Origin of the sequence: uncultured Gimesia sp., assembly GCF_937919775.1 — a bacterium.
Lineage (GTDB): Bacteria > Planctomycetota > Planctomycetia > Planctomycetales > Planctomycetaceae > Gimesia.
The window spans coordinates 1-8,086 of record NZ_CALFPF010000174.1 but is presented as its reverse complement, the minus strand read 5'-3'; the positions used below and the strand labels follow the sequence as shown (position 1 = coordinate 8,086).

Genomic DNA, 8,086 nt, shown 5'->3' with positions numbered 1-8,086 from the left:
ATATCTCAAATCTACAATCCATCAAATCATATCTCTCAGTATCAACTGTTAAGTTTTGCCTGTGGCAAATATTCAAGAGCATTTCGTTTTTCTAAATCCTGATTTGTCATCTGAAATTCGTATGGCATTAAATCTGGATTTCGGACTAGAATCCTACCCATATTAGATAGCGAGTTGGACGTCATGATGACTCCTCTAAAAAAACATAATCAAAGTTGGTGTTCTGGCTTGAAGGAGGGACCTACATTGGGCAAGGCATTTGGAGTACTGGCCTGTACGACGCTTATCGCAGCGTCAATGTGGCTGGCCAATCTTGGCAACACGACCAGGAAGGTCGCTGCGGATGTCGAGAAAGATGGCCAACCGATCTCTGAGCGTCAACAACGCTCGGCTCGTTACTATCTGAGTCTGGGAACTCAATATTACGAGAGAGGACAATTCGCTGAAGCGGTAGAAGTGCTCGAAAAAGCTTCTGTCTCTCCCGGACGATTGTCCTCTGCAGAGTTTCGCAAGATGAACGAGTACCTCGGTCGTGCTCGTCAGCGAGCAGCTGCACCCCAGGGAAAACAGATTGTCCGGGCACAGTCTCCCGCCTCCGATACCGAATTTAATACAAACTTTTCGAGCGGCACAGGCAAGTCTCCGGAAGAGATGAAACTGTTGTCCCGTCAGTTACTTCAGTCTGCCCGTGAAGACCTCAAACTGAACGAATTTGCCAAAGCACGCCAGAAAGCAGGGCAGGCAGCTGCCATGCGATTAGAGTACGGCCCGTTTGATGAACGTCCGGAACAGGTCCTGGCTTCAATCGCACGTGCAGAACAACGAACTCAGAAGAGCTCTCCGATTCAACAGGCTGGCGGATTTTCCGATAACGATTCGAGAATCATGCAGGTTGCCGATACACAGGAACCAGCCAATGACAATCCTTTTGCAAAGCCGGTTGCGAATCCTTTCGATGGAAGTCAGACGAAAAAACTGACAGAGAAAGAACAGGCTGCTGTATTACTGAAACAGGCCCGTCAAGCGTTGAATTCCGGTAACTATGATGATGCCCGAACACTCGCGATCCAGGCACAGGATTATGATGTTGCCTATAAACTCTTTGAAGAACGTCCTCAACACATTCTGGCTGAAATCGAACGCAAAACCGGTGCTAAAATCTTTGCCGGTCAATCGACTCCTTCAACGCCGATTGCACAAACCTCACCAGGACCAGGATCTGCCAACAAAGACCGGGCAGCCAAACTGCTGGAGCAGGCCCGCGCTGAAATGCAGTCTGGCCATTACGATTCTGTTCGCGAACTGGCAGTTCAGGCAAGTCAACTTGAAGACGTTGCCTATCGACTGTTTGACGATCGACCGGAACTGGTACTCGACGAAATTAAGCGTGCCCAGTCTGGTAATTCACTCGCAGATAACAATCCCGGAACTCCGGTAGCTGTTCCCGCAGGACCTTCCAAAGGACAGGCAACAGAATTATTACGTCTGGCTCGTCTGGATATTAAAAAACGCGACTTTGACAGTGCCCGCCAGAAAGTGCAGCAGGTGCAACAATTACAGGTTTCTTACGACCTGTTTGATGACCGTCCGGAACTGGTTCTGGCAGCCATCGATCGTATTTCTGATGAAGCAGCCACGATTTCGGGAATTAAAGGATTACAGCAGAATCAGGATGCGGTCCGACCTCGAATCAATCGTTTGATGGAACAGGCTCAACTTGCCTTGCAGCAGGGAAATAAAGACGAAGCCCTGATGCTGGCCTCATCTGCACAAAAACTGGCTCAAACTCTGGATGTCCAATTTGCGCCCGACAGTGAATCTCCTGCCGCCTTCATTCAACGTGTTGGTGTCACTTCAGAAGCCCGGCTGAATCCTGGGACTTCTCAATCGACCGACGGCAAATCGAATCCGGAATACGCACGACAACTGGTAGCTTCTGCACGCAACGATCTTGCCAAAGGCCAGGTGGAAGAGGCACGTCAAAAAGCGGAAATTGCACAAAAAATTGACACAGCATACTCTCTGTTTGAAGACCGTCCAGAACAGGTTCTGGCTGACATCAGCAAGATGGCAGGCCAACCCGGAGGGCTTTCACGCGATGAACTTTACGCTGCAGAAAATGAACGCAAAAAACAGTTCTCTCAGAAACTGATTGCTCAAGCCAGAACAGATCTTAAGGCTGGCCGCTTTGAGTCGGCTCAGGTGAATGCTCAGGAAGCATTAAAAGTCGGCGTGGATTTCAAACCAGGTGAGGATAGCCCACAGGCAATCCTGCGTGATCTGGAAACGAGAATGGGCGCACAATCCGGCCCGGTAGCTCGCGTGAAAAGAAACGATGCCAGCGAGATCGCCGTAATTCATCCCGGTGCATCCGCTCTGGAATTGTATAATCTGGGAATGCAACGACTTGGCGAAGGAAACCGCGAAGCCGCTTACCAGTCATTTCTGGCAGCTTATCAGTCTGGTGAAAAACTTGACTCTCACCGTGCACAACAGCTTCAGGATGCGGTTCGCGAATTGGCTCCTTCCCGGTCTGATAAAATCAAACTGGTTAAGAATCAGACAGAATCGACAGATCCGGTAACAGGCTCTAAAGAACCCAGCACGATTGATCTGGTTGAACAGAAACAGGCAATTGAGTTCAGTCGCCTGCGATCAGACGTTCTGAATGCGATCTTCAAAGCAGAAAGAATGCGTGAATCTGCTCCGACGGAAGCATTGGGGATTATCGACCAGACGATGGCTAAAGTCGAAAATTCGAGCCTCAATAAAAAATCAACGTCTACCCTGATTGGTTCTCTGCAGCGGACTCGTGAGTCAATCGACTCCTTCCGCAAGCAGGTGGCTCCCCTGGAAGAGTTGAAGAAACGCAACCAGGAAGTAGAAGAATATATTGATTCCACAATCAAGAACAAAATCCGGGTTGAACAGGAACTTGCCGATCTGGTGCAGAAGTTTAACGAACTGCTCGATCAGCGTCGCTTTGCAGAAGCGGAAGTGGTTGCCAAACAGGCCAAGGATCTCGATCCGCAGAATCCTGTGACGGTCACCATGGAATGGAAAGCACGCTTCCTGCGACGTGAAACGTCAAATAACAACATGCGTGATCGCAAAGAGCAGAATGTCTGGTCACAGCTGAACGACGTGGAAGAAGCGTTGGCAGATGCCTACACTCCCGACATCAAATATGGTCATGATGCCAAGGAATGGGCAGAGCTCACAAAACGCCGCGATAAATATCATGCGAAAAACCATACCCAGAAAACAGAAAAAGAAATCCAGATTGAAGAGAGCCTGGACCGTCCTGTGAATCTGCAGTTCGAAGATGAATCTCTGGCAAACGTAATGAATAAAATCCAGGCGTTGACCGGCATTAACATCTTCCTGGACAGCCAGGGATTAGAGGAAGAAGGCGTCACCACTGATGCTCCCGTCACAATCAATGTGAATGGCATCAAGCTGAGAAGTGCATTGAACCTGCTTCTCGAACCCTTGAATCTTTCTTACACCATTAACAACGAAGTTCTGAAAATCACCAGTCGCATTCGTCAGCAGGGTACTCTGAATACTCAAACGTACCCCGTTGCAGACCTTGTCGTACCGATCCCGAACTTTGCCGCCAGCGGCAGTATGGGAAGCAATCCCTACAGTCAGATGGGGGCAGTCAGTTACGGGTCAGGTATTGGCGGAAATCAGGCCGCTCCCGGAAACTTCCAGGTTCCTGATCCCATGATGGGTGGTGTCCCCGGTTCCAATCCCTGGAACAATAACGGTGCCACAGCTCAGGTAGCCGGCGGTGGTTCGAATATCGACTTTGATTCACTCACAGAACTGATCGTCTCCACGGTCGAACCCGACTCCTGGGAAGAAATTGGTGGTGCCGGCAGTGTGAGACCTTTTGAAACAACATTGAGTCTGGTAATTCGTCAGACACAAAAAGTACACGACGAAATTGCCAACCTGCTCGAACAGTTACGAAGATTGCAGGATCTGCAAGTCACGATCGAAGTCCGGTTTGTGACCGTCTCCGACCGATTCTTTGAGCGAATTGGTGTCGACTTCGACTTCAACGTACAGGATACGGTTGGAAACCCCACAGTGACCAACACGGGATCTGCTGTTCCCGGATTTGGTCAGGCGACTGTGAATCAGGCGGGGCAAGGAGGTGGTCAGCAAGGTGGTCAGCAAGGTGGTCAGCAAGGTGGTCAGCAAGGCCAGACAACGTCTACCGGGCAGCCCGGTGGGCCGGGTGTTGCCCCCTTCAGTAACCCGCCGACACGAACACTGCTCAACTTCGATACCTGGCCCAAAAAAGGTACCGTAGTCGGAATGGCTTCTCCAGAAACGTTCACTCCGGACCTCGACGTTCAGTTCCGACAGGGATCATTTGAAATCGGTGTGCCTGAGTTCGGCAGCTTCAACGCAAACGCCGGTGTGAATGTTGGTCTGGCGATTCTGAGTGACATTGAAGCTTTCTTCTTCATCAATGCTGCTCAGGCAGATGAACGATCTAACCTGATGTTTGCACCGAAAGTGACACTCTTCAACGGTCAGGTTGCCTTTGTGACCAGTAACGTATCGCGGCCTTTCGTGATCAGTCTGGTACCAACCGTGGGTAACTTTGCTGTCGGGTTCACTCCTGTTATCGCAAATATTCCTGAAGGGGTCTCACTGACAGTCTCAGCTGTGATCTCTGCAGACCGACGTTATGTACGACTCTCAGTCAATCCAAACTTCACCAACGTGACCGACGTCTTTACCTTCTCCTTCCAGGGGGGCAGCGGCGGCGGCGGCCAACAAGGCCAGCAAGGTCAGCAGGGTGGCCAGCAAGGTGGCCAGCTTGGTCAGCAGGGTGGCGGAAACTTTGGTAACGGTGTGGGAGCGGGTCTCGGCGGTATCGGTGGTGCCGGTGGCGGTCAGCAGGGTGGCCAGCAAGGTGGTCAGCAAGGCCAGCAGGGTCAACAAGGCCAGCAGGGTCAACAGGGCGGTGGTCTGGGTACTACTACCATCCAGCAGCCGGTTGTTGAACAAGTGACTGTGACCACAACGGTTAGTGTGCCCGATGGTGGTACTGTTCTCCTGGGCGGTGTCAAACGACTCCGCGAAGGACGCAGTATGGCTGGTGTGCCGATTTTGAATAAGCTTCCCTACATCAGTCGTCTGTTCAAGAACACTGGTGTCGGACGTGAAACCGAAAGTCTGATGATGATGGTCACCCCCAGAATCATCATTCAGGAAGAAGAGGAAGAGGCACTCCTCGGATACTAATAGGAAACAGGAATCGTCTGGTTAGTCAGACGATTCCAGGAACTTGCAGATCGCGGGATCTGCAGTGGGGCTGATCGTCAGCAGCCCCGGGCTCTGGCCGTCGCGAATTCTCCCCCCCCTGATTCGCGGCGGCTTTTTTTATTTCTTAAAAGACACGGCAACTTCAGACCGCTTCCCGACAGAGGAATTCTGAATCGCTCTTGTGACGAACACCTGAAATCCATTAGACTCCTGTTGGCGTTGATGGAATCCCATTCCAATAATTGAAAAAAGGAATGTTAGTTGTGTTCTCAATAAAGACTTTTCTGATTGTAGCTGTCACTCTTATTTCTTCTGTTTTAATCGGGGCTGCAGCCGAAGTTCGAGCCCAGGCTCCTGAAGTATATCGTGTTAAAATGGAGACGACCAAAGGGACATTCTATATCGATGTCACTCGAAAGTGGTCTCCGAATGGGGCAGACCGGTTTTACAAACTGGTGAATTCCGGATTTTATAATGAGTGTGCTTTTTTTCGAGTGATTGAAGGCTTCATGGCTCAGGTGGGGATCAACGGAAATCCGGTGACGCAGCAGAAATGGCGCGAGCAGACGATTCAGGACGATCCCGTTTCGAAATCCAATCTCAGGGGTTATGTTTCATTCGCGAAAACAGGCGCCCCTGATTCACGGACGACGCAGTTTTTCATCAATTTCGGAGACAACCGTCGCCTGGATAAATACGGTTTTGCACCGTTCGGCTACATTTCCGCAGAAGGCATGAAAGTGGTTGATGCACTCTATTCAGGCTATGGTGAAGGTGCTCCCTCAGGCCGCGGCCCCGCACAGGGGCGAATCCAGGATGAAGGCAATCAATACCTGAAACAGGAATTTCCCCGACTGGATTACATTACCAAAGCCACGATTGTGCAGAAATAAAATTGTGCAGAAATAACGGGTCGTCGAAAGCCAGCCTGCGTCCAGATTTACCATGGTTAAATCGGATGCGCTCTAGTCAGTTAAATGAGGCTGAATGAATAACGCCTTTTTTTCGCCGGGTAAAGTAAAATCAAAACCGCAGCTTTGAAAAAAGGTATCTGAGGAAGTCACCACCATCACTTCCAGGATATTTCTTTGACGAGCCCTTTCCACACAGGCCGTCACGAGTTTTTTGCCGACGCCAATTCCCTGCCGATGCTCGGCAACGACCAGGCTGCGAATTTCCGCCAACTTGCGTGAGTAAATCTCCAGCGAGGCAAAACCGACGATTTCGTCATTTTCTTCGACCGCTACAAAGCCCGATTCCACCAGTACTTCCAGTTCATCCGATGTCCGAGGCAGAATTTTCTCCTGCTCCACAAAAGGGACAATAAACTCAGTCAGTTTGATGATATCATCCTGTTTTGTGGTACGTATGTGAATATGGTCTATCATGGCTCAGAATCTTCATTAAACAATTAGTATTTTGAATGGAAACAGGTCTGATCTGCTCTGGCAAGGCTCAAAACGCGAGCCTGAGATTCAGAGGTTTCCTGATTTGCAGTCGTTTGTCAGTCTGGTTTTTCAGCCGGATCGTTCACTCTTTTTCTGAAGTCATGAAAAGTAGGACACGCTGAAGGTGCAACCTGAAGGCCTATTAGTTATGTTATCCGTCAGGACCATTCCTGTGAATAGGGCCGCAAGTATAATTGTTTGCCTGTTAATAAGGTAATATTCCAATGAAAAAATTTCAGTTTTTAGTTTATTGCAGTCTGATCTGCCTGACTTTTTCCGGCTGTGGGAACAACTTACGGCAGGGATCACAGGCAGAACCCGCCGCAGCAGAATCTGAAACACGCCCCGCTAAGACCACTCAGAAAGAAATGGATACTCAAGTGACTGACGAAAGTGCGCCTGGCTACTCAACGACTTCCTCTGGTTTGAAATATCGCGTTGTTCGTGAAGGCAGCGACAAAAAACCGAAGGCTCAGGATAGTGTGACCGTGCATTATCGGGGCACACTCGAAGACGGAACCGAATTTGACAGCTCCTACAAACGGGGAGAAACGATTTCGTTTCCTCTGGGAGGCGTCATTAAAGGCTGGACCGAGGGTTTGCAGCTGGTTGGTGAAGGCGGGGAAATCGAACTGATTATCCCACCCGATCTGGGATACGGTGCCAGTGGTGCACCACCTGTGATTCCGGCCAACGCCACACTGCATTTTAAAGTGGAACTGTTTAAAGTAAATTAGTTGATGCTGCTCGATATCAGCCGATTTTCCGATTTTATCTCGCTAATGATTCAGGAGAGTATCTGTGACTCACTGTTGGCATGATGTGACTCCCGGGCAGAATTTGCCTCGCGAATTCACTGCCGTGATTGAAATTCCCACGTTTTCCAAAGTGAAATACGAGTTGGATAAAACAACGGGTCTGCTCAGGCTGGACCGTATGCTTTATTCAGCGGTTCACTACCCCGCCAACTATGGGTTCATTCCCCAGACTCTGGCTGAAGATGACGACCCGCTCGACGTACTGGTCCTCTGTCAGGAGCCCGTTGATCCGTTAACCATTCTCGATGCACGGGCCATTGGAGTGATGACCATGATCGACAGCGGTAAACCGGACCATAAAATTCTGGCGGTTGCCGTGAATGATCCGGAATACAATCCGTTTATGGAAGCATCGGAACTCCCGCCCCATCGGCTGGCGATGCTGAGACGATTCTTTCAGGATTATAAAATGCTGGAAGGAAAAACGGTGGAAGTCGAAGAGTTTCAGTCCGCTGAAGCGGCTTTTCCCATTATCGAAGATTCGCTGCAGAGATACAGCAGCCAGAGACGCCGCGGCTTTCTATAAGATCT

Annotated in this window: 5 protein-coding genes; 4 read left to right on the top strand and 1 reads right to left on the bottom strand. The window is 50.0% G+C overall.

What is annotated here, in order from left to right; all coding sequences use genetic code 11:
- Positions 1-246 precede the first annotated feature (246 nt).
- Together Q0294_RS04765 and Q0294_RS04760 are read left to right on the top strand one after the other, a co-directional pair.
- Entirely contained in the window at positions 247-5,268 is a 5,022-nt protein-coding gene (locus Q0294_RS04765) for a hypothetical protein (RefSeq protein WP_299461459.1), read from the top strand.
- 284 nt (positions 5,269-5,552) lie between these two features.
- Positions 5,553-6,182 (top strand): peptidylprolyl isomerase, encoded by a 630-nt coding sequence (locus tag Q0294_RS04760; RefSeq protein WP_299461457.1) that lies wholly within the window; start codon positions 5,553-5,555, stop codon positions 6,180-6,182.
- 72 nt (positions 6,183-6,254) lie between these two features.
- Here the strand turns inward: Q0294_RS04760 and Q0294_RS04755 are convergent, their stop codons facing one another.
- Entirely contained in the window at positions 6,255-6,677 is a 423-nt protein-coding gene (locus Q0294_RS04755; RefSeq protein WP_299461455.1) for a GNAT family N-acetyltransferase, read from the bottom strand.
- 284 nt (positions 6,678-6,961) lie between these two features.
- On the opposite strand from Q0294_RS04755, the gene Q0294_RS04750 reads away from it, so the two are divergent.
- Together Q0294_RS04750 and Q0294_RS04745 are read left to right on the top strand one after the other, a co-directional pair.
- On the top strand, positions 6,962-7,474 hold the full coding sequence (locus Q0294_RS04750) for an FKBP-type peptidyl-prolyl cis-trans isomerase (RefSeq protein ID WP_299461453.1): 513 nt from the start codon (positions 6,962-6,964) through the stop codon (positions 7,472-7,474).
- A gap of 64 nt (positions 7,475-7,538) precedes the next feature.
- Positions 7,539-8,081, top strand: coding sequence for an inorganic diphosphatase (locus Q0294_RS04745; protein ID WP_299461451.1), 543 nt, complete (start codon positions 7,539-7,541; stop codon positions 8,079-8,081).
- The last annotated feature ends 5 nt before the right edge of the window (positions 8,082-8,086 follow it).